The 19,741-nt window shown below is 56.2% G+C and carries 13 protein-coding genes and 1 pseudogene; 13 read left to right on the top strand and 1 reads right to left on the bottom strand.

The window, feature by feature from the left end:
* The first annotated feature begins 206 nt into the window (after positions 1-206).
* The 6 genes and pseudogenes from HNI00_RS21515 to HNI00_RS22255 all read left to right on the top strand — a co-directional run bounded on the left by HNI00_RS21515 (position 207) and on the right by HNI00_RS22255 (position 6,635).
* Positions 207-1,535, top strand: coding sequence for a hemolysin family protein (locus HNI00_RS21515; protein ID WP_316789363.1), 1,329 nt, complete (start codon positions 207-209; stop codon positions 1,533-1,535).
* A 106-nt stretch (positions 1,536-1,641) separates the two neighbouring features.
* Positions 1,642-2,415, top strand: coding sequence for an ABC transporter permease (locus tag HNI00_RS21510; protein WP_316789361.1), 774 nt, complete (start codon positions 1,642-1,644; stop codon positions 2,413-2,415).
* A 556-nt stretch (positions 2,416-2,971) separates the two neighbouring features.
* Positions 2,972-3,814: an endonuclease VIII gene (gene nei / locus HNI00_RS21505; RefSeq protein WP_316789359.1), complete on the top strand. Its 843-nt coding sequence runs from the start codon at positions 2,972-2,974 to the stop codon at positions 3,812-3,814.
* A gap of 210 nt (positions 3,815-4,024) precedes the next feature.
* Positions 4,025-4,915: an ABC transporter permease gene (locus HNI00_RS21500; RefSeq protein ID WP_172358016.1), complete on the top strand. Its 891-nt coding sequence runs from the start codon at positions 4,025-4,027 to the stop codon at positions 4,913-4,915.
* A 7-nt stretch (positions 4,916-4,922) separates the two neighbouring features.
* Positions 4,923-5,798, top strand: a pseudogene (locus tag HNI00_RS22260) (ROK family protein); the annotation flags it as partial.
* Between the two features lie 45 nt (positions 5,799-5,843).
* Positions 5,844-6,635, top strand: coding sequence for a sensor histidine kinase (locus tag HNI00_RS22255; protein ID WP_420156413.1), 792 nt, complete (start codon positions 5,844-5,846; stop codon positions 6,633-6,635).
* A 349-nt stretch (positions 6,636-6,984) separates the two neighbouring features.
* On the opposite strand, the gene HNI00_RS21490 is transcribed toward HNI00_RS22255, so the two are convergent.
* Positions 6,985-8,295, bottom strand: coding sequence for a sensor histidine kinase (locus HNI00_RS21490; protein ID WP_316789355.1), 1,311 nt, complete (start codon positions 8,293-8,295; stop codon positions 6,985-6,987).
* Positions 8,296-8,574: 279 nt separating this feature from the next.
* On the opposite strand from HNI00_RS21490, the gene HNI00_RS21485 reads away from it, so the two are divergent.
* From HNI00_RS21485 to HNI00_RS21455, 7 genes are all read left to right on the top strand, one after another.
* On the top strand, positions 8,575-8,889 hold the full coding sequence (locus HNI00_RS21485) for an RNA recognition motif domain-containing protein (protein WP_277773984.1): 315 nt from the start codon (positions 8,575-8,577) through the stop codon (positions 8,887-8,889).
* Between the two features lie 766 nt (positions 8,890-9,655).
* Positions 9,656-11,935, top strand: coding sequence for a tetratricopeptide repeat protein (locus HNI00_RS21480; RefSeq protein ID WP_316789353.1), 2,280 nt, complete (start codon positions 9,656-9,658; stop codon positions 11,933-11,935).
* 137 nt (positions 11,936-12,072) lie between these two features.
* Positions 12,073-14,463 (top strand): cellulose biosynthesis cyclic di-GMP-binding regulatory protein BcsB, encoded by a 2,391-nt coding sequence (locus HNI00_RS21475; protein WP_316789351.1) that lies wholly within the window; start codon positions 12,073-12,075, stop codon positions 14,461-14,463.
* Between the two features lie 20 nt (positions 14,464-14,483).
* On the top strand, positions 14,484-17,060 hold the full coding sequence (gene bcsA / locus HNI00_RS21470; protein WP_316789349.1) for a UDP-forming cellulose synthase catalytic subunit: 2,577 nt from the start codon (positions 14,484-14,486) through the stop codon (positions 17,058-17,060).
* Between the two features lie 503 nt (positions 17,061-17,563).
* Complete coding sequence (locus tag HNI00_RS21465) at positions 17,564-18,619, top strand: response regulator (RefSeq protein WP_316789347.1); 1,056 nt, start codon at positions 17,564-17,566, stop codon at positions 18,617-18,619.
* A 94-nt stretch (positions 18,620-18,713) separates the two neighbouring features.
* On the top strand, positions 18,714-19,100 hold the full coding sequence (locus tag HNI00_RS21460; RefSeq protein WP_172357595.1) for a response regulator: 387 nt from the start codon (positions 18,714-18,716) through the stop codon (positions 19,098-19,100).
* Positions 19,097-19,606 (top strand): chemotaxis protein CheW, encoded by a 510-nt coding sequence (locus tag HNI00_RS21455; RefSeq protein ID WP_316789345.1) that lies wholly within the window; start codon positions 19,097-19,099, stop codon positions 19,604-19,606. The genes HNI00_RS21460 and HNI00_RS21455 overlap by 4 nt, the downstream gene beginning before the upstream one ends.
* The last annotated feature ends 135 nt before the right edge of the window (positions 19,607-19,741 follow it).

Genomic DNA, 19,741 nt, shown 5'->3' with positions numbered 1-19,741 from the left:
TACCGAAGGCTTCAAGCTCTCTCCCAGAGCAGGAGAGGGACTCCAAGCCTTTCTTGCTCCCCTGCTCCCGGTTTGGGAAAAGGGGTTGGGGGAGGAGGGCAGCTTGGAAGTTGCACATCGCGTCTTCGTAGCTTCCAAACATAACTTCCAAAAACGCTGTCTATCCCCTTTTGCCGGACGCTGGTCGCTGCCGGATACTGCCACCAATGCCTTCCGTTGCTGTTGAAGTTTTAATCGTGCTGCTGCTGATTTTGGCAAATGGCATCTTTGCGATGTCGGAGATGGCTATTGTGTCTGCCCGCAAAATCCGTCTTCAGGAGATGGCCGAACGAGGCGACAAAAAAGCCCAGGCCGCGATAGAACTGGCGACTTCTCCCAATCGGTTTCTCTCAACGGTGCAGGTTGGCATTACGCTCATCGGCATTCTGGCGGGCGCGTTTGGCGGGGCGACGATTGCAAATACGCTAGCAGGGGCGATCGCCCAGGTGGCCGCGCTTGAACCCTACAGCAGGGCGATCGCCCTTAGCGTCGTCGTCCTAACGATCACCTACCTCTCGCTGATTATTGGCGAACTGGTGCCCAAGCGCATCGCCCTCAGCAGCCCCGAAAAAATCGCCAGGGCAGTCTCTCGCCCCATGCGCTGCCTCTCGTCTCTGGCCTATCCGCTGGTGCATTTGTTGAGCGCTTCCACTGAAGGCATCCTGAAACTGGTGGGTGTAAATCAGTCTTCTGATGAACCCCTGGTGACGGAAGAAGAAATTAAGGTGATGGTACGCCAAGGCGCAGAGGCCGGCATGTTTGATGCAGCCGAGCAAGACATGGTGGAGCGAGTGTTTCACCTAGGCGACCAGCGCGTTAGCGGCCTGATGACTCCGCGCTTGGAAATTGTCTGGCTGGATCTCAACGATCCTGAACACATTAACCGCCAAAAAATCATTGAAAATGGACATAGCCGCTATTTGGTTTGTCAGGAAACGCTAGACAACGTACTGGGTGTGGCTCACGTCACCGATCTGCTTTCCCGCAGCCTGTCCAACCAGCCCTTTGACCTGGCGGGCAACCTGCGGCAGCCGCTCTTTGTGCCCGAATCCAGCCCCGCGCTGAAGGTGCTGGAGTTGTTCAAACAGTCCAGCACCCACCTGGCCATCATCGTGGACGAATACGGCGTGGTGCAGGGCATTGTCACGCTGAATGACGTGATGGAAGTCATCATTGGCGATGTGCCGATGGCAGACCACGGGTTTGAAGCCGCCATCGTGCAGCGCGAGGACGGCTCCTGGCTGCTAGACGGCATGTTGCCCATCGACAGGCTCAAGGAGCTGTTCGACCTTGACGAACTGCCGGATGAAGACCGAGGCAACTATCAAACGCTGGGAGGCTTTGTAATCATGCAGCTTGGCCGGATTCCCGCCGCCGCCGATTATTTCAACTGGCACAACCTGCGGTTTGAGGTGATGGATATGGACGGCAATCGGGTGGATAAGATGCTGGTGATGCCAGTGGTGCAGAAGGAAGAGGGCGGTCTGGGGGAATGAGTTGCGAATCGGGAAAATAGCGGGATGATGGAATCAGGCAATGCTGGGAGATGCCAATCCCCCTTCACCCTCGATACTTCGATACCCCGATCTTCCAACGCTTCCAATGCTCGAACTCTTTCTGGCGGAACTGCGCCGAAGCTGGATTCAACTGCTGCGATACTCCACCGAGGCGATCGCCGGAATCGTCATTACCACCGTCGTCTTCTACGGGCTGTTTCTGAGTGCGCGGTATATTGCCGGGCCAAACTTGCAATTTGGCGATCGCCTTGATGCCGTGGTGATTGGCTACGTGCTGTGGACGCTGGCGCTGTTCATCATGAGCGACGTGGCGGGCAACTTGCAGCGCGAGGCACAGACGGGCACGCTAGAGCAGCTATTTCTATCGCCCTACAGCCCGCCCCGGCTCTTCCTGACGCGGGCGCTAGCCAGCCTAACGATTCAACTGACGCTGATTGCCTGCATTCTCGGCGTAATTTCCCTGCTCACGGGAACGCGGCTGTCCTTTCCGCCTGCGGTGCTGCCTGCCTTTGCCACGGTGCTGCTAGGAGCCTACGGGCTGGCCTTTGCGATGGGGTCGCTGTCGCTGTTGCTAAAGCAGGTGCAGCAGCTTTTGGGAATCTTTCAGTTTGCGCTGCTGTTTTTGCTGGCGGTGCCGTCGGAAACTTGGTCAGGGCCAATGCGGCTGCTGGGGCTGCTGCTGCCGATGGCTCCGGGTGCGGGGCTGATGCGCGATGTGATGGCGCGGGGCGTGCCGCTCAAGGCCGGCAACTTTGGGCTGGCGCTGCTAAATGGTGCGATTTACTTTGCGCTGGGGCTGACGCTGTTTCACCTGGCCGAGCGCGAAACCAAGCGGCGCGGTAAGCTGGCAGGCTACTAATAAAAGTCTGGGAACAGATAAGAGTCTGGGAACAGATAAGAGTCTGGGAACAGAAAAAAATTGAGGAATATTGCGCTGATTTTTCTGGGATGGTAGGCTATGAACTTTCAAGCCCGACTTTTGGGCGAATAGCGTCCAGAAACTCTGGTTTTCTTTGAAATTCTCTAATAAATTCATCGGCGACTTGGCGGATTTTGTTCAGCCTTTTATGTCGATTTGATGCAGTCTAGCGATTTAGGTGACTTTGTAGCGCAAGCCTGGTATCGATTCTCGATTTTAGATTTGCGATTTCGGAGCGCTAGTCAAGCCTCTGCGTAACTCCCAGGCATTTCATCCAGCGCGACTCTCAGGAAACTCGATAGGGTGTATCCCACTTTTGTAACCCTCACCCTAAATCCCTCTCTCAAAGCGGGAGAGGGACTTCCAATCCGGCTCCCCTTCTCCCACAGCGGGAGAAGGGGCTGGGGGATGAGGGCAAGCTTGCATAACTGGGATGCGCCCACTCGATATAAGCCCCAATCTCTAACTCTTAACTTCCAATCCCTGGTCTCTAAATATGCCTGAAGGCCCAGAAATCCGCCGTGCTGCGGACGAAATTGAACGTGCCATTACTCGCGAGCCTGTCCAAGATATTTTCTTTGCCTTTGAGCATCTGAAGCCCTACGAAGACAAACTGAGGGGCGATCGCATTCTAAACGTGCAAACACGCGGCAAGGGAATGCTGATTCGCTTTGCCTGCCAGTTGAATATCTACAGCCACAATCAGCTTTACGGCATCTGGTACGTCCGCAAAGCCTACGATTTCCCACAAACGAAGCGTCAACTCCGCCTTGCAATTCACAATAACCAAAAATCTGCCCTGCTCTACAGCGCCTCGGATATCGAAGTGCTGCGAGAAGACGAGCTAATACAGCACCCCTTCTGGAGCCAGGTCGGGCCCGACGTGCTGGATTCCGCCGTCAGCGTTGAACAAGTCGTTGCCCGATTGCTCGATCCCCGCTTTCACCGTCGCGGGCTGGTGTCGCTGCTGCTAGATCAGAAATTTCTCTGCGGTTTGGGCAACTATCTCCGCAGCGAGGTGCTGTTTGTGGCGGGTGTGCATCCTAGCCTGCGCCCGATGGACTGCACCCCAGAGCAAATAACTGGACTGGCTGAGGCGGCGATCGCCCTCGCCCGCCAGTCCTACACCACAGGCGGCATCACCAATGACCTGGCCCGCGTCGCTCAGCTCAAACAGCAAGGCCTCAGCCGGGGCCAGTATCGCTTTCATGTGTTCAACCGCGACGGACAGCCCTGCTGGGTTTGCCAAACGCCCATCGAGAAGAACATGCTGGGCGGACGACGGATTTACTACTGTCCGGTTTGTCAGAGCAAGGGCGTAAGTCCTGTCTTTGATTAGATAGCGCTTAGATCGCGCTTTGAGCAGCGCTTTGAATAAAATGCCTGAACGCCCCCAAGAGACTTGACTGGCACGCCAAAATTGCCCATCCAAAATCCAAAATCGCCCATCCAAAATCGCTAGTATCCCAACTCGCTATCACGCTTCCTCAGACGTGCGACAATAGGCTACGATCTTTTTCCCTTTTTTGCTCCCGGAATCCCATTTGGCATGGCGCTTACCAATTTGCGATCGCTCCGATTTTTACGCACGACACAGCGGCCGAGTTTGTCGGTGCAAATGATGTGGGTGGGCGTGGCGATCGTGGCAGTGTTTGTGCTGGCGGCGCTGCTGGCTCCGCTGTTTCACACCTGGGGCTGGCTGCAAGACCCGCTGGAGGCGCTGGCGAACCCAATTCATGAACCACCGTCGGCGGCACACTGGTTTGGCACCGATCGACAGGGCTACGACATTTTTGCTCGCACCCTCTATGGCGCACAGGCGGCGCTGAAGGTAGTGGTGCTGGCGACGGCGCTGAGCGTGCTGGTGGGCGTGCCGTTGGGAATGCTGAGCGGCTATTTGGGCGGCTGGCTAGACCGAGTGCTGCTGTTTCTGATGGACACAATCTACACGCTGCCGGGGCTGCTGCTATCGGTGACGCTGGCGTTTGTGGTGGGGCGGGGCGTGCTAAATGCGGCGATCGCCCTCAGCATTGCCTATGTGCCGCAGTATTACCGCGTCGTGCGAAACCACACCGTCAGCGTCAAAACCGAGCTATTTATAGAAGCGGCGCAGTCGATGGGTGCGTCCACCTGGCGCGTTTTGAGCAAGTACCTCTTTGCCAACGTAATCCAGAGCGTGCCCGTGCTGTTTACGCTCAACGCTGCCGATGCTGCGCTGACGCTGGGAGGACTTGGCTTTTTGGGACTGGGCTTGCCCGACCAAACCCCTGAATGGGGCGCAGATCTCCGCCAAGCTCTGGATGCACTGCCAACCGGCATCTGGTGGCCCGCCCTCTTCCCCGGCCTCGCCCTAACGCTATTGGTCACGGGCCTCTCTCTGGTCGGCGAGGGGCTGAATGAGTTTATTAACCCCCTGCTGCGGCGAGAAAACTGGAAGTAGAGTCCCTATGCCCTATGTAATCGGCATCGACCTCGGCGGCACGGCAATCAAACTGGGTCGGTATGACGCTCAGGGAACGTGCGCTGCATCCGTCACCGTGCCCACGCCACAACCACCCCAGCCAGAGCAGGTGGTCGAGGCGATGGTGGCGGCGATCGCCCAGGTTGACCCCCAAAACGAGGCGATCGCCCTTGGGGTGGGCACGCCAGGCCCAGCAGACGCAGCGGGTCGGGTGGCGCGGGTGGCGATTAACCTCGGCTGGCAGGATGTGCCCTTGGCGGACTGGCTGGAGGCGAGGACAGGCAAACCGACGGTGCTGGCCAACGATGCCAACTGTGCGGGGTTGGGCGAAAGCTGGCTGGGGGCAGGGCGCAACTTTCGCGACGTGATCTTGCTGACGCTGGGGACGGGCGTGGGCGGGGCGATCGTGCTGGATGGCAGGCTGTTTTCGGGGCGGCAGGGCACGGGCGGCGAACTGGGGCTGATTACGCTCAACCCGCAGGGGCCAGAGTGCAACAGCGGCAATCGCGGTTCCCTGGAGCAATATTGCTCGGTGCAGGCGATTCGACGGCGCACGGGGCTAGAGCCAGGAGAACTGGGCCGCAGAGCCAAGGCGGGAGATCGGGAGGCGATCGCCTTTTGGCAAGAATACGGACGCGACCTCGGCGCGGGCATCGCCAGCCTGGTGTATGTCCTCACGCCAGAAGCGGTGATTCTCAGCGGCGGCATCAGCGCCAGCTTCGAGTTTTTCTACCCGACGCTGTGGGAGGAACTGCAAACCCGCGTGCTGCCCAGTTCCCGCGAAGGACTGCGCGTGTTGCCTGCTGCCCTGGGCAATCAGGCCGGTGAGGTAGGCGCGGCCAAGCTGGCGTGGGAGTTGGTAAGGGCACAGGGGTTGCGAAGCGATGGACTGGAGCAGGCTAGCGGGATGGAGTCGCCGACCTCCGGCTCCCTCCGCCAACTGGAAATGGCCTACTGGCTGGCTTCCGAACAGGCGCGGTTCCATGCCGGGTTTCTGGCGCGGGTGTCTCACGAATTGCGATCGCCCATTAACGGCGTAATCGGGCTACAACAGTTGATTCTCAACGACCTATGCGATAGCCCAGAGGAGGAGCGTGAGTTTGTGCGACAGGCCAATGGCGCAGCCCAAAAGATGCTGGGGCTGCTGGATCAGGCGATCGCCATTTCGCGCATTTCGCAAGACTTTCGCAAGCTGGAGCTACAGCCTGTACAGCTTGCAGGAACGTTTCTGACAGTGGGCGATCGCACCCAGCTTTTGGCCCGCAGCCGCAATTTGCAGCTAGAAATCCTCCCGCCCAGCCCAGCGTATTACGTGCTAGCCGATCCGCAGTGGTTGCAGCAGGGGTTGGTGAGCCTGGTGAGCGGGGCGATCGCCACCATGCGCGACGGCTCGATTCGCCTAACGGCGGCAATTGACGCACCCACCAAGCTAGCCCGGCTAATCCTGGAAGACACGCGCCCCGCCGAGGCCTGGCAGGAACCCCTCGACCAGTTAGCTGCCCTGTCGCAAAATCCCAAAATTACCCGCAGCAGCGGCTATGTGCCCGTGGCTCAGCTTTCGCCGGGATCGAGTCTGCTGGCATTTCAATCCATCCTGGAGGCAATGGGCGGACGGCTGGAATTGCTGAATACGCCCACCGAAAATAGCCCCCTGTCGCGCTTGCAAATAACCCTGCCCCTGATTCAAGAAGAAGACTAGTATCAATTCTCTAAATACCCGCTCCACCAGAAGTGTTGAATTGAGACATAAAACTTTATATGCAACCCTATAAAGCTCCTACGAGTGTCTCTGGCAGGATCTCATAGCTGCAATGAACAATCGAACAGCGGCGGCTCAATTTGAGTTGAAAGTAGCGCAACTTATTTCGAGATCTGGGTCAAGCCGCACACTCCCAGCCGCTTTCGGGTCAGCCGCAGAGGTTGAGTAGCGACAGACTTGGGTTAGTGTGCGATGTCCCAAAAGGTATCCGGGGGCGATCGCCCAAAGGTACGGGTGCTGAGAGGGACGGGCGATCCAATCTTCTCATTCGCAACACGCCAACCCTGGCTCACCCCGCAGGCAGCGTCACCGTGAATACTGTCCCCTTGCCCAGTTCGCTGTCTACCTGGATCTGCCCGTGGTGGTTTTCAGTAATCACCTTGGCGATCGCCAGTCCAAGGCCAGAGCCACCGCTGGCCTTGCTGCGGCTATCAGAGGTGCGGGCGGGGTCCACGCGATAGAAGCGATCAAACAGGTACGGCAGTGATTCCGCAGGAATGCCTGTCCCGGTGTCACGAACTTGAACCTGAACATGCGCTGGATTGTGCTTATTTCGACTCACCGAAACGGTCACTTTGCCGTTCGCAGGCGTGTACTGAATCGCGTTGCCGATTAGGTTCGTAAACAGGCGAATGAGCTGATCGCGATCGCCCTGTATCTGCACGGCATCAGGCAATTGCTGAAGCTCTGGAGTGATTTCCAAATTCAGCGATACGGGCTTATCGGCAGCGATGCTCTCCTGTTCCTCTAGCACCTCTTCTAGCAGCATAGGCAGGGCGATCGCCTCTCGTCGGGCCAGCTTTGTACCGCTGTCTTGCCGCGCCAGAAACAACAGATCATCCACCAGCCGCCCCAGTCGCCGCGTCAGCCGCTCGATCACTTTGAGCTGCTGCTGCTGCATCGCAGGGTCAGGTTCCGCATCGGCCAGCGCCACCTGCACGTTGGTCTGGATCACAGCGATGGGGTTTCGCAATTCGTGCGACGCATCGGCAGTGAACTGCTTCAGCCGTTGATAAGACTCGCGCACCGGGGCCATCGCCAACTCCGACAGCAGCCAGCCGATGCCTGCCACTGTGCCCACCAGCAGCGCCGTTCCCAGCGCCAGATCGCGGATGAGCTGTCGCGTGGGCTTCGTGACTTCAAACCAGGGATGGCTGACGCGCAGATAGCCCAGCAGTTGACCGCCCGCCTCGATGCGCTGCGTCACCTGTCGCAGCAGCAAATCTTCCGTTACATGAACCGTTTCGCCGTTGCTGTTGGGATGCAGCGGAATCTCTGGCGTAGAGGAAAACGTAGACCAGAGCAGTGTTCCCGCCGGGTCGAACCATTCCAGGTCGATGTGGTCGTCTTCTACCGAGTCGGAGTCGTCGCGAAAGCTGGCCTCGATATTGACCCGTGGCGGCAGCCCTCGGGCCGGGTTGGCGGGTTCAATCACGAGCGATCGCCCCACCACCTCCACCACATGGCTCAGCGTGTCGTCGATCCGCTCGATCAGGGTCGTCCGCACATAGAGATACACGCCGCTGGCAAACACGATCAGCAGCACGGCTGTAACGGCAGTATACCACAGAGCAAGGCGGCGGCGAGTAGCCTGAAACATGAGGGGTTCGGGGAGAAGGAGCGGGGATTCGTGACAGCGGGCTTTCATCGCCGCTTCCGCCCCGCGCCCGTGTTAGACTGACGGTTGAGGCTTTAGTTTCGGTTGACGAGTTTGTTTACAAGTTTATCGGTTTAATTTCATCTGAGTTCATCTGATTAAGCGCATCGGATTTAGATATTCGATAGAGCAAATCTGATCGAGCGAACCGGATCAATTTGTTGGCGGGCGCTGCTCTGAATCTCCAGCCTTTGCAATTGCTTTAACTGTCGGAGTTACTCCATGTCGATTTACGTTGGTAACCTTTCCTACAAGGTTACGCAGGAAGAGGTGCAAACCGTCTTCTCGGATTATGGTACGGTTACGCGGGTTCAGCTTCCGGTAGACCGGGAAACAGGTCGGATTCGTGGGTTCGGCTTTGTGGAAATGTCGTCGGAAAGTGAGGAGCAAGCGGCGATCGAGGCGCTGGATGGCGCGACCTGGATGGGGCGCGATCTGAAGGTGAACAAAGCCCGTCCCCGCGAAGAAAAGCGCCCGGCCAATAGCTGGGGCGGCAATGGCGGCGGCGAGTATGGCCGGGGCGATCGCCGCTTCTAAGCAAGCCTGTACCCAAGATTTGTAAAACATTGTAACGAGCGAGGTCTGAGCAGTCAGTGCCTCGCTTTTTCATGCTCTGTTGGTTTTTTATGCTCTGTTGGTTTTTTATAATCTGTTGGTTTTTTATGCTCTGTTGGTGCATCATCTTGGACATTCCCAAAGACTCTCGCGATCCTTTGGATCTCTCCTCTGCCGGGAATTTACGTAATCTTTATGCGGATCTTAGAAATTCCTGCCGTACAAAGTAGGAGAGGAGTGGGTTACGAAATAAGTAGATGTAAGTAGATCACTCAGCTATATTGCTGAGCTTCAAGGTTGTAATCAAGACTCAGGGTTCGATTCAGGCACATTCTCAGGGTTTTTATCAAGGGGTTTTTGCTGATTGGTTTTTCGCTAATGAAGGATGAATCTGCGGCAGATTGGCTGATGCCACATGGCTAGATCAGGAACGAGTCGGGAACTTGAATGATGGGGTGGGTTTGGAGTGCAATCGCATTCTAGGTTGTGTGCGAATTCTTGTCGAACTGGCATCATTTCCGAATTACTTTGCTTTGTGGCCAGGCGTGCCAAGCAGGTGTATGAGATGATGCATGGTTTGGCGTATCAGGCTTGATTTTGAGATGCTGATTCGATAGGCATCGAATGCATTTTTTGGGTGCAGCCCTATCCAACGAACAATTCGCATAAACCTTCGCATACACCACTCGCACCGATTCAAAAGTCCTGACTGAGGTAGCCTGACACCTTTCCAGGAGGCATATTTCAGATGAAGAGAATTGGAAGATGGCTGGGCATTGTGGGGCTGGCCGTCAGTCTTTGCAGCGCGATCGCCCTGCCCGGAACTACGCAAACATCTCGTCCAGCGGCGGTGCGAAATGGCTATGCGCTGCTGGATCGCGGCTGGGTGAACGATGCGATCGCCGCGTTTCAGCAAGCGCTGCGGCAGTTGCCCAACTCGCTGGATGCCAGACTAGGACTGGCGATCGCCTATCAGCGGGCGGGCCGCGATGCCGATGCCTGGAATGCTTATCAGCAAGTATTGGCGCAAGACGCAACGAACCGAACTGCCCTCAGCGCCATTGGCTTGCTGGGTGGCTATCGACCCGAATGGCAGGCGGGCGGCATCGACGCGCTGAGCAGATTGCTGGAACTCTCCCCCAACGACACCGATGCCCGCACCCAGCGTGCCCTGCTTTTGGGCTATCAGGGCCGCTATGCCGAAGCCTTTGCGGATTATGACCGCTTGCTGGCCAACAATCCCCGGCCGACGGCGCTGCTGGGTGCGGCACAGGTCTACGCCTACAGCGGCGACTATGCCCAGTCGCAAACCCTATTTGCTCGCTATCGCGCCACGGGACAGGCGATTCCTGACGGAGCGCTGACGGCCTATGCCCGCACGCTGGCGGAACTGGGCGACCCGGCGCAGGCGATTCAGCTTTTAGAAACCACGCTCCGGCGGCCGCGAGTTCCTGACTGGCTCATCCCGGATGCCCGCAGCACGCTGGCGATCGCCTACCAGCTTGATCAGCAACTCCCTAAGGCGCTGCAAACCCTGGAGCCACTGCGCCAGCAGACTAATGCCACGCTGCCCCTGGCCCGCGCCCTCAGCACCCTTGGCCGCCGCGAACGCGACCCCCAACTGCTCCAGCAGGCAGCAGAGTTGTACCGCCAGGCCCTCCGCACTATCGCCGAGCCGTCCCTGGGCGTGCGGCTTGAGGCAGCGGACGTGCTGAGCGAGTCGGTCGCGGGACGGGCGGAAGCGTTGCGGATTTATCAGCAGTTGAGCGAGCAATATCCGGGCGATCGCAGCTTGCAAGTCCGGCGGCTGGTGCTAGAGCAGCAGCTTGGGCAAATCGGCATGGCAGCGCTGCAAACGCAATTACAGAACGCGCTGCAACCCTTGCCCGACGCGATGTTCGAGCGGCAATCTGTGGCGATCGCCCTCACCCAGCTTGACCCGCCGCCCGCCCCCCTGCTGCCCATCTACGAGGGCCTGCTGCAATCTGGGGTAGACGTGCCGTTTTTGCACTTCCGCATCGCCCAAATTCACCTCCAGCAGCGCAACTGGGACGACGCACGGCGATCGCTGCTAGCCTATCAAAACACCCGACTGGGACAGAGCGACGTTGGTGCAGACCTGCTGCTGGCTGACCTAGAGCGGCAGACTGGAAACCTGGAAGCCAGCGCCCGCCGCTACGAAAGCATCCTGGCTCAACCCGTGCCAAGCACCGTAAAACTGGATGCCCTGCTGGGCCTGAGCAACATCCGCCGCCAGCAGGGGAACCTAGCATCCGTCAGCCGATTTTATGACGACATCCGCCGCCGCGAACCAGACCAGCCCCGCGCCCAGATTGCCCAACTGAGTCACCAGTATGAATTGGGCGAAATCTCTGATGCTGCCGCCGAGCAAGCCCTGGCGCAATGGCTGGCGAACCACTCGCCCCAGCCTGCCTATCCCGAACTCTATGCCTTGGTTGGCGCGTTGCCCGCCACCGAGCAGCGAGAACCGCTGTATCTTAGCCTGCTGGAAACGTCTCCCAATTACTTACCCATTGAGCGCCGACTGCTGCAAGTCATTGCCCAGCGCGACCCAGAAGCAGCGCGATCGCGCTTGTCCGAGATCCTGGCTCGACAAGATGACCCGATTGCTGGCTATTTTATCCAGGGCGAACTGGCGCAAACGCTGGGCGATCTGGCCTTGGCGAGTGAGGCCTATGAGCGCATCCTGGCAGCACAGCCCAACGAGGTCGGTGCGCTCTCTGCCCTAGCAGGCGTGCGGTTCCAGCAACGGCAATACGCCGCTGCCCAGCGGCTTTATCAGCAAGTCCTGACCCTGCGCCCAGACGACCTGGAAACCCAGCGCGTCATGGCAGAACTGTACCTCGCCCAGGATCAGATCCAGCGCGGTATTCGACAACTGCGCCAGGTGCGGACAGCCCAGGACGCTCAGGGTGTGATTAATCCGACCGTGGGCGATCGCCTCCAGCAAGTCGAACATAACCTGCTGCGCCGCCGGGGTTATCAGCCCTTCTGGGAAAGGTATTGATTCTGGATTGGGGATTTTGGGTCTTGGATTGCCGCCCATTTCCAAAATTCAAAATCCAAAATTCAAAATCCAAAATCCAAAATCCGTCCCTCTTCCTTCCAACACTCCCTTGCACTCCAACATCCTCCAGGCTTTCCATGAAGCGTCACACTGCTCGTCCACTTGTCTTCTTCTTCAGGCTGTTTTCTCGTTCCAAACTGCGTTCACAAAAGCGGGCCGCTGGTTTCCTTTCGCTGCTGCTATTTGGGATGCTGCTGGCAAACAGTGGGGCGATCGCCCAGAGCGAACTTCCCGACTTTCGCCAAAACGCCATCCCACCGGAAACCAAGCCCGATACCCGACCCGCCACAGGCACCCCCAACCAAGCGACGCTACCAGCGACCGTGCAACTGAAGCCCCTATCGCCGGGGCAATATGTCCTGGAATTTAACCGTAGCCCGGTGGTGGGAACGCGGCTGCAATTGCGGGGAATCTACGATGAGTCGCGGCTGCGATTTACCCGTCCGCGCAGTTGGGAAACAAAGTCGGTCAAGGTGTCGCTGCGGTTTCGCCATTCGCCAGCGCTCTATGCCACCCGGTCGAACCTGACGGTATTGGTCAACGGCGCTAGCGTGGGCAGCGTGCCGCTCAACAAGCCCCAAGGCGAAATCGGCAATGCCATCTACGACGTGCCCATCAGCCTGCTGCAAGACTATAACGAAGTGGTGATTGCGGCGCTGCAAAACAACTCCCCCACCTGCACCCAAGATCCCTACGATCCCTCCCTGTGGACGGAGATCTTGCCGGATTCCAAAATTGTGTTTGACCTTGCGCCCAGACCAGTGACGCTAGATTTTAGCCGCTATCCGTTTCCGCTGTTTGATGAACTCAGCCTCAGCCCCAATGAGTTGGCGTATCTGCTGCCCAGCGCCGTAGATGAAGCCTGGTTGACGGCTGCCAGCCGCTTTCAAAGCAGCCTGGGACGACTGGCACAGTTTCGCCCAATCGACACGCGACTGGTGAAACAGGTCAACGAACTCAGCCCCGGCGAGCGCCTGGTGGTGATTGGCACAACTCAGACCCAGCCAATCCTGAAGTCGCTGAAGTTGCCGCTAAAGCTTCAGGGCGATCGCTGGCTGGATGAAACCCAGAAGCCGATTGCCGATGATGTGGGCGTGCTGATGCTGACCCCTTCGCCAGATGCAAAGAGCCTGGTGCTGGTGGCCACCGGCAACACGCCCGCCGCCGCCAGCAAAGCAGTGCAATTTTTGCTGCAAAGCCGCGATCGCCAGATTGGCACTGGCAGCGTGATTTTGGTGAAAGACCTTGCCGACGTGCCCACGCCAGACCCCCGCGACTGGCCGGGCTATCTACCCGTTGAAAATTCCTTCCAACTCAAGGACTTGCTGACCCAGGCAAACGAGCCATTCCAGGACATCACCACTCGCGGTTCCGACGCACCGCCCATCGAAATCGACTTTCGCGCCCTGCCCGATGATCGGTTTTTGGTCGGCAATGTGTTGAATCTGCGCTATAGCTACGGGCCGCAGCTCAACCCGCTGACCTCACTGTTGGAAGTGCAGTTGGATGGCTTGCCGCTGGCAGGGCGCAAGCTGGATGCGGTGGATGGTGTGCGAAACGGCACCTTTAGGGTGGATTTGCCTGCGGATAAGATCAAACCCAATTCCAAACTCCAAATCCGCTTTCGGCTAGACCCCCGCGAACGTCGCTCCTGCAACCGAGCCATCGATCAGCAGCTTTGGGGCACGGTTCATGCAGACACCAGCTTTGATCTGAAGCGAGAAAACATGGCCCGCTTGCCCGACCTGAAACTGCTGCAAGTCGGCTATCCCTTTGCCGCACCCCAGGATTTGTCGCAGACGGCGATCGCCCTCCCCCAAAACCCCAACCCCGCAGAGTTACTGCTGCTGTTGGAGGTAAGCGAGCGACTAGGGCGACTGAGTAAGGCTGAATCGATCAAACTGAATGTGTATCGGGCGGATCAACTGCCTGCCGAGGTGCGAAAAACTCATCATCTCATTGCCCTCGGCGAGCGATCGCGCTTCCCGCTGCCCGATGCGCTTCAATCCAGCGGCTTTAACCTGGAAACCCTGTTTGAACGCAGGCGAGATGGCGCAGCGATTCGCACCCTGCCGGATGTGGAAGGCGTTGCCAAACAGGTGGTGTCGCCCTGGAATAGCGATCGCGTTTTTCTGGCGCTGACGGGACAATCCAGCACCGGAATTCAGCAGCTACAAGCCTTATTTGAACAGGATGCACTGTTTTATCAACTGCGAGAAGACACGGTGTTGATCAGCGCCAATGATGCAGCCGTGCAAGCCAATAGCCCAGATGCCTACACGCTGGAATTTCTGCAACAGGCCCGACAGCGCACCACCCTGAGTGAAGCAAACTGGCGCGATCGCCTGATGCAGCGGGTGGGGGGCTACTGGCTGCTGCTGATTCCCGGCACGATTCTGATCGCGCTGCTGATGTATGGCGTGGGTCAGGCCTGGCTGAATCGGTATCCGTCTCAAGAAAAGCAGTAGAAAAGCAGTAGGAGGTATCTATGGTTCGTGCGATCGCCCCTGCTGCAACGCCAGCGTCGGAGCAGGCGAGAGTTCCGCTTGCCAAACGGATCTTACTTCGTCTGGTGAATGACATTCCGCGTTTTTTTGAAACGGCCTTTCGCCGCCATCGCTACGTGTTTTGGGTGCTGCTCAGCGCCCTGCTGTGGCTGGCCACACCTATGATTACGGCCCGTCCTGGCATTTGGCAGCAGGGCATTTTTGGACTGTTGCTGGTGTTTTTGGGCAACTGGCTGGTGCGCCTGGAGGAGCAGCAAGAAGATTCTGCGCTCAGCGAACGGTTGCATCTGGTCTTGGTTGCCCTCAGCGGACTGACCACCCTCCGCTATTTCTACTACCGCACGTTCTATACTCTCTCGCTGGATAGCTGGCTGAATGCGGCCTTTAGCGTGCTGCTCTATGCCGCAGAGATGTACGCAATTCTGACGCTGTTTCTGGCCTATTTTCAGACGCTCCGCATCCGACAGCGCCAGCCGATTGACTTATCCACCGTGCCCCAGGCGCAGTGGCCCAGTGTCGATGTCTACATTCCGACCTACAACGAAGACGTAGAAATTGTGCGAAAAACGGCGATCGCCGCCCTCGCCATCGACTATCCCGCCGACAAAAAGTGCGTGTACGTTCTAGACGACGGCCGCAAGTATCCCGAACGCCGCGCCGAGCTACAAGCCATGTGCAACGAGGTGGGCGCAATCATGCTGGTGCGCGACAACAACGACCACGCCAAAGCGGGCAACATCAACACGGCGCTGGAGAAAACCCACGGCGATTTGGTGCTGATTTTGGACTGCGACCATATCCCCGCCCGCTGCTTTCTCAAAGAAACGGTAGGCTTTTTCCTCAAGCCCAAAGTCGCACTCGTGCAAACGCCGCACTGGTTCTACAATCCCGACCCCTTCGAGCGCAACTTGTTGACTCGTGGACAAATTCCCGTGGGCAACGAGCTATTTTACAAAGTGCTGCAAAAGGGGAATGACCACTGGAATGCAGCGTTCTTTTGCGGTTCCGCTGCGGTTGTGCGGCGCGAGTATATTCTGGAGATTGGCGGCATCGCCACCGAAACCGTCACCGAGGATTGCCACACAGCGCTGCGGCTGCATTCGCTCGGCTACCAGTCTGTCTATTACGACAAAATCATGGTGGCGGGATTGGCTCCTGAAAAATTTTCGTCCTACGTGGGTCAGCAGGTGCGCTGGGCGAGGGGCATGGCGCAAATCCTGCGGCTCGAAAATCCCCTGTTTAACCGTAAGCTGAAGCTCACGCTGGCGCAGCGATTGTGCTATTTCAGCGCCACATCACACTTCTTCTTTGGCTTTCCGCGACTGATGTATGTGGTTGCGCCGATGATTTACCTGCTGCTAGGCATTTCGTCGGTGCGTGGGCTGGGTCTAGAGACGATGGCTTACGCGCTGCCGCACATTCTTTTGTCCATGCAAACCAACCACATTCCCTACAAGCACGTCCGATTCTCTTTCTGGAACGAAGTGTATGAATTTGCTATGTCGTTTCAGGCGGGCATTGTGACGCTGCTGGCGTTGATCAATCCAAAGCTGGGATCGTTCAACGTGACGGACAAGGGGTTGACGGTGACTGAGCGCAACTTTGATTTTGAGAGTGTGCGATATCTGGTGTATTTGAGTGCGATCGCCGCTGCTTCGCTATTGGCCATTCCCTTCTGGTTAGTCATCAGCCCGCAGGACATGCAGGCTGTGCTGATCAATGCAATTTGGAATGTGTTTAACCTGTTTTTGCTGCTAGCGGCCTGCTTGGTGGCGTTTGAACAGCCTCAGTTGCGAGATGCTCATCGCTTGCCCCGACGAATTGCTGCCATTATCCACAGCGGCGATCAGCAGTGGGCCGCAACCACGCAAAATGTCAGCGAATCGGGTGCGCTGCTGCTGCTGGATGAATGGCCGAACGTCCCAGACGAAATCCGCGTAGAACTGATTGGAGACTATGGCGCACGAGTGCTGCTGGATGCCAAAATCATTCGCGCCAAGGCGACAAGCAGCTTGCAGGTTCAGGTTGCGGTGCAGTTCATCCACCTCAGCCGCACTCAAACCGATGATTTGGTTCTCGTGCTTTACTCAGACGTAAAAGAGTGGTACTCCCAAAAGCGCGAGCAGCGAGACAATCCGGTAGATTCCTTTAAGTTCATCGCCGCCAGCATTGGGCGTGTCTTTCGCGAGTTTCGACCCGAATCCAGCGTTGCTGTGCGAAAGCAGGTACAGGCTGCGTCCTATCTGTTTTGGGAAGGCTGGGGCGACATATCGTATCCGGCGACGCTAACCGAGATGGGGATGCGTGATCTGCGGCTGGAGATAGAAGCGATGGATCTAGAGACCATTGAAGAATTACAGACCAGCCAACCGCTGCTGAGTCTGCTGGTGTTGCGCCAGCCAGATGATCCAGAACCGCAAAGCTTGGTCACCCAAGTCACGCGGGTGGAAGTGCTGGCTGGGCTGAGCGATCGCGCCATTTTGGAACTCAGCTTTCCGCCCGAACTCGATCGCCAGCAAAAAGATAAGATCCGCCGCCTGTTGCGATCGCTCAATTAATCTTTTGGCTCATCCCCACTATGTCTTTTTATTTGCCATTTCATCTTTATTCAAGATTTGCAAAATTTGCTCATTGGTTTGTTAGTCTAGGGACATGCATCAGCCAAATTGCTGAAATGATTCAGCCCTTAAGAGAGCCTGCTTGAATCATCTACCACTCTTCTACCAGTTTCGATCCCTTGCATCTCCCTCTAGGTTGATCAGACATTGATCAGATATTGATCAGATATTCAAGCCTTCCTTGAACCCTTGCACTCAGTTCAATTTGCAGGTTCAAGCACTCAGGGCTAAAGCTTTGTTTCTTCTCTGGCAGTCCAGAGATCTGGTACTGAAACAAACGCATAGCACTAATCCAGTAGAGAGATTGGGCGATCGCCCTTATTACCTCTGCGGGTTATGCTGCATCATCCAGGATACTGAACCAGTCAGATTCAGCGCTTGAATCATTTGCGGAACCCCTCATGAAGGCTGTCAACAGTTGAAGTAAGGTCAAGTAGCGACTCATGAATACCACCTCAATTGCAGGCTATCGATTTCCTCAAAAGTTATATCCACTCAATCTTTTGGCCCAGCTTAAAAGTCGTAAAACGACTGGCTGCTTGCGCGTCACTGATGGTTCCACAACCTGGTTCATCTATCTTGAAGAGGGTGACTTGGTATATGCGTCTAGCTCGATTGATCCGTTTGGACGGCTGGATCGTCATCTCAGTAAAATAAGCCGCCACCTACCTAGCTTGGTCAGCGCGGTGCGCGTCCAACTGCGGCTGCTCTTTGAAAACCGTCCTATCTATCAATCAGAGTTCGTGCCAGATTATCAGGCAATCTGCTGGCTGGTCGATCAAAATCACTTGATGGATGAACATATTTTTAATTTGATTGACAGCTTGGCAAAGGAAGTGATTGAGGGATTTTTGCTAGTTCATGCGGGCAGCTATGAACTGCTTGAAAGAGAGCGGTTTTTGGAGTGGCGGACTTTCTGCAAGATCGATCTGCGGAATTTGGTGGAATATTGCCAACAGCATGTAGCGCATCAAAAGCCGCAAATGGCGATCGCCCACTCACCAGCTTCCAAAACAATTCCCATTGAACGAGGGCGATCGCAGCCAGCCATACCTCACAAAGATACGCCTGAGAAAATAGCACCTACAGAGCATGGCTCAACCATAGAGGTCAATCCGCCCAAGCTTTCCAAAGACCACTACACCGTCGTCTGTATTGACGACAGTCCAACAATTTTGCGGTCGATTGAGGCATTTCTAGACGACACTATTTTTTCGGTGGTGGTGATTAGCGATCCGGTAAAAGCGCTCATGCAAATTGTGCGTACCAAGCCTGATTTGATTTTGCTAGATGTAACAATGCCCAACTTAGATGGCTATGAGTTATGTTCTCTTTTGCGCCGCCATCCAAGTTTCAAGAATGTTCCTGTGGTGATGGTAACTAGCAACACGGGTTTGATTGATCGTGCCAAGGCAAAACTAGTCGGCGCATCGGGCTATCTCACCAAGCCATTCAATCAATCCGATTTGCTAAAAGTCGTCTTCAAGCACTTGAGCTAGGGCAAGGTCGCAATTAATTAAGAGCAGCATGGCATCTCTTGCAATGGCTGCTCGGACACCATGTGTAATTTTTATCTATAGAGGCAACTAATCCATGACTCTCACCTTGACGAAAACGATCCTGGTTGTTGAAGATACTCCTTCTGAAATGGAGTTGATGAGCCATTATCTTCGCGAAAGTGGCTGCACAGTGATTAATGCAGTCACGGCTAAAGAAGCGATGGAAAAAGCCATTCAGCACCGTCCAGATGTGATTGTCACTGATGTTGTCATGCCAGGTATGAGCGGCTTTGAATTGTGTCGTAGCCTAAAAAAACAGCCAGAGACATCCAAGGTGCCAATCGTTATTTGCACGTCCAAGAATCAAGAAATCGATCGGCTTTGGGGCATGAAACAAGGGGCGGATGCGTATTTAACTAAGCCCTACACCCGCGAACAGTTGCTACGAGCAGTGATGAGCGTTGTTGGAGTTGGGCTATGAGTGCGGCTCTAGTTCCCAATCCGCCGTCTTCCCTGGCTCCAGTGTCTTATGTGGGGCGATCGCACACTCACATTCGATTTAACCTAACTCATCAAACGCCTGCGGTGTTGCCGTTGTCTTGCGTACAGGAAGCCATCACAGTGCCGACTCAGCGCATCACCCCCATGCCGAATATGCATCCCTGCCTATCTGGCTTGATGAATCGTCGGAGTCAGGTGATTTGGGTTATCGATTTGGCACAAATGTTGGGATTGTCAGCTAGTTTCTATCACTCGCAGCAATTCAACTTGATTTTGGTGCAAACGGAGGCAACGCCCCTCATGTTTCGAGTTCAGGAAGTCAGTGGAATTCTGAATATCCATTCTGATCTGATTCAACCTGCACCAGCCAATATCTCTAGTAGTATTACGCCCTATCTAGACGGTTGCGTTTCCCTAGATTCTGAGCTGCTGCTGGTGTTGAATGCAGAGGCGATCGCCCGCTCATCCCTCTTGCGCCCTTCTTAAGGTTCTCTTATTTCATCTATCCTTGCCGCCCAATTCCATTCTTTAACCTCTCTTGCGCTAGGTTTTGAACTATGACCACCGAATTTCGCCCAGCTCCCAAAAAGACGGACTCTACTGCGCTTTCACCAACCCATT

The sequence above is a fragment of the Thermoleptolyngbya oregonensis NK1-22 genome (assembly GCF_032705245.1).
Taxonomy (GTDB): domain Bacteria; phylum Cyanobacteriota; class Cyanobacteriia; order Elainellales; family Elainellaceae; genus Thermoleptolyngbya; species Thermoleptolyngbya sichuanensis.
This window is presented reverse-complemented; position numbering and strand designations above follow the sequence as displayed.

Coding starts and splice junctions, on each gene's coding strand:
- HNI00_RS21515 (WP_316789363.1), top strand. CDS start 207: ATGCCTTCCGTTGCTGTTGAAGTTTTAATCGTGCTGCTGCTGATTTTG.
- HNI00_RS21510 (WP_316789361.1), top strand. CDS start 1,642: ATGCTCGAACTCTTTCTGGCGGAACTGCGCCGAAGCTGGATTCAACTG.
- nei (WP_316789359.1), top strand. CDS start 2,972: ATGCCTGAAGGCCCAGAAATCCGCCGTGCTGCGGACGAAATTGAACGT.
- HNI00_RS21500 (WP_172358016.1), top strand. CDS start 4,025: ATGGCGCTTACCAATTTGCGATCGCTCCGATTTTTACGCACGACACAG.
- HNI00_RS22255 (WP_420156413.1), top strand. CDS start 5,844: ATGGAGTCGCCGACCTCCGGCTCCCTCCGCCAACTGGAAATGGCCTAC.
- HNI00_RS21490 (WP_316789355.1), bottom strand. CDS start 8,295: ATGTTTCAGGCTACTCGCCGCCGCCTTGCTCTGTGGTATACTGCCGTT.
- HNI00_RS21485 (WP_277773984.1), top strand. CDS start 8,575: ATGTCGATTTACGTTGGTAACCTTTCCTACAAGGTTACGCAGGAAGAG.
- HNI00_RS21480 (WP_316789353.1), top strand. CDS start 9,656: ATGAAGAGAATTGGAAGATGGCTGGGCATTGTGGGGCTGGCCGTCAGT.
- HNI00_RS21475 (WP_316789351.1), top strand. CDS start 12,073: ATGAAGCGTCACACTGCTCGTCCACTTGTCTTCTTCTTCAGGCTGTTT.
- bcsA (WP_316789349.1), top strand. CDS start 14,484: ATGGTTCGTGCGATCGCCCCTGCTGCAACGCCAGCGTCGGAGCAGGCG.
- HNI00_RS21465 (WP_316789347.1), top strand. CDS start 17,564: ATGAATACCACCTCAATTGCAGGCTATCGATTTCCTCAAAAGTTATAT.
- HNI00_RS21460 (WP_172357595.1), top strand. CDS start 18,714: ATGACTCTCACCTTGACGAAAACGATCCTGGTTGTTGAAGATACTCCT.
- HNI00_RS21455 (WP_316789345.1), top strand. CDS start 19,097: ATGAGTGCGGCTCTAGTTCCCAATCCGCCGTCTTCCCTGGCTCCAGTG.